At 58.5% G+C, this 1,696-nt stretch carries 2 protein-coding genes and 1 pseudogene; all 3 read right to left on the bottom strand.

All coding sequences use genetic code 11. The annotated features are described in order from the left end of the window. Positions 1 to 73: 73 nt before the first annotated feature. The gene (locus JKL46_RS34670) at positions 74 to 427 is read right to left on the bottom strand and encodes a hypothetical protein (protein WP_201842983.1); all 354 of its coding nucleotides are present in this window, start codon (positions 425 to 427) and stop codon (positions 74 to 76) included. Between the two features lie 67 nt (positions 428 to 494). Continuing rightward, entirely contained in the window at positions 495 to 911 is a 417-nt protein-coding gene (locus tag JKL46_RS34665; protein WP_201842982.1) for a hypothetical protein, read from the bottom strand. Positions 912 to 1,462: 551 nt separating this feature from the next. Further along, positions 1,463 to 1,696, bottom strand: a pseudogene (locus JKL46_RS35290) (hypothetical protein); the annotation flags it as partial.

Below are 1,696 nucleotides of genomic sequence, written 5' to 3'. Positions count from 1 at the left end.
CAAATCCTACGCTGCTTCAAATGCTTAAGCTACATCCGCCAGCCCTCATCACTCTTCCGATGCATAAGAACGGCTAGTGATAGAGCTCGCGCCGGTGCCGCGCCTTCAGCACTAAGTCTACGGCCATGGCCAATTCGGCTTCATCGAACTCAAAGCATCCGAGACTATCAACTGTCGAGCGGGTGGTATGCGAGTAAATCTCGAGCCAGAATGGCGGCAGATCCTGCAAGACGAACGCATCCGGAAGCTCGCTGAGACGCACCTCAAGGGAGCAGAACCGTGCAACAAGAGTGGTTCGAACGCCGGCTGTATTCCCGGCCGCGAACACGAGCTGGACGTAGGCGCGGATGATCTGTTGCTCAATCTCCTCCGGGGAGAGGTCGGGCAAGGGAGAATGACCGGTATCAATGCGACAGTTCCATGCCATTCGAAGCTCCATTGCTGTCGCGCTGTGTTCGCGACCTCACCAACGGGCCACGGACGCGACGCACCTTTTATGCAGCGCGTCGATGCTCGCTGAACCCGAGCGGAGTAGCGGCTCGAGTCGCCTCTGCCCCCTCGATGACATGCCGAATTGTTTCTGACACGACAGTCACTGTCGGCTCGTTCAGGACGATGTCGCCGCGCGCCGAGAGGCATGTGGTGTGAGCGGCGATGATGACAGGGCGGCTGGGATAGACGTCGTGATACTGGTCTGCCAGAATCCAGCCATCGATCAAGCCCGGTAGAGCAGCACGGCAGTATAGCCAGCCGATCCGGTGCTGCCGATGCGTGAGGATGAGAAGGGCCCGCTCGCCCGTGTGGGCGGTCAAAACAGTGTAGTTGGCAACCCGGCACTCCTGCGCAAGCCGCTCGCAAAAATCCGGATTGCTGTCCACGATCAGGATGCATTCTTCGATGATCGGGCTCATAGCGGTCTCCTGCACGATGGCGCTTCGCCGGCTCTCGCTGGTGAAGTTCACCTCGAGAGCCTTGACGTTCTGACATTAGCCGATTTCATCATTGGGCTCGATTGTCTTTGTGGGTGGGCCAATCATCGGGAGAGATTGCGGCGGTCATACTTTGGGTTGGGTCGATCGATACGACGATCCTCGTGACACGACCGGTCTGAATAGAAACCCCTTAGGACATCCAGTTGGCACGGTGATGATGAGGTGATGTGAAGCCAAAGCGGACATGGACCGCCGGAACTGGCAAACCCGTGGCATTGTCTTGCGTCAGTCAAGCGCGATAACGTGAGAGGGACCAGCTTCAGCGTAAAACATCAGGGCCTGCGGTCATGTAGCACGGCGCTTGGAGGCCGGAGACATGACTGCACCCGCACCGCGAGGCCCAAACGTCATCAACAATCACGTTGCCAAACGGGCGCCATCCAGACATGACACCCCCAATGGCCGGACGTGGCGTGGCGATGGATCGTGCCATCATCCAGCGCTGGACGGATCACTAGAGCATCGGACGGTTAAACGGACGCAGATCCGGCAGCCCTGAGGAAGTTCCAACATTCTCGCGGCTCAAACAAATCGCATATGTCACCGAGCGCGCGCCAGAGTGCATCAAAGGTGCGGGCCTCGGCCTTGCGCAGGTGTGCTTTGATCTTTGCAAAGGCCTGTTCAATGGTACGCATCCGAGCTGGGCCGCCTTGTGGGACTGGGGCATTTGGAAGAGCACTGGCTCGATCGACGTCGATATGGAC

It is taken from the genome of Microvirga zambiensis WSM3693 (assembly GCF_016735695.1).
Classification (GTDB): domain Bacteria; phylum Pseudomonadota; class Alphaproteobacteria; order Rhizobiales; family Beijerinckiaceae; genus Microvirga; species Microvirga zambiensis.
This window is presented reverse-complemented; position numbering and strand designations above follow the sequence as displayed.

Coding starts and splice junctions, on each gene's coding strand:
- JKL46_RS34670 (WP_201842983.1), bottom strand. CDS start 427: ATGGCATGGAACTGTCGCATTGATACCGGTCATTCTCCCTTGCCCGAC.
- JKL46_RS34665 (WP_201842982.1), bottom strand. CDS start 911: ATGAGCCCGATCATCGAAGAATGCATCCTGATCGTGGACAGCAATCCG.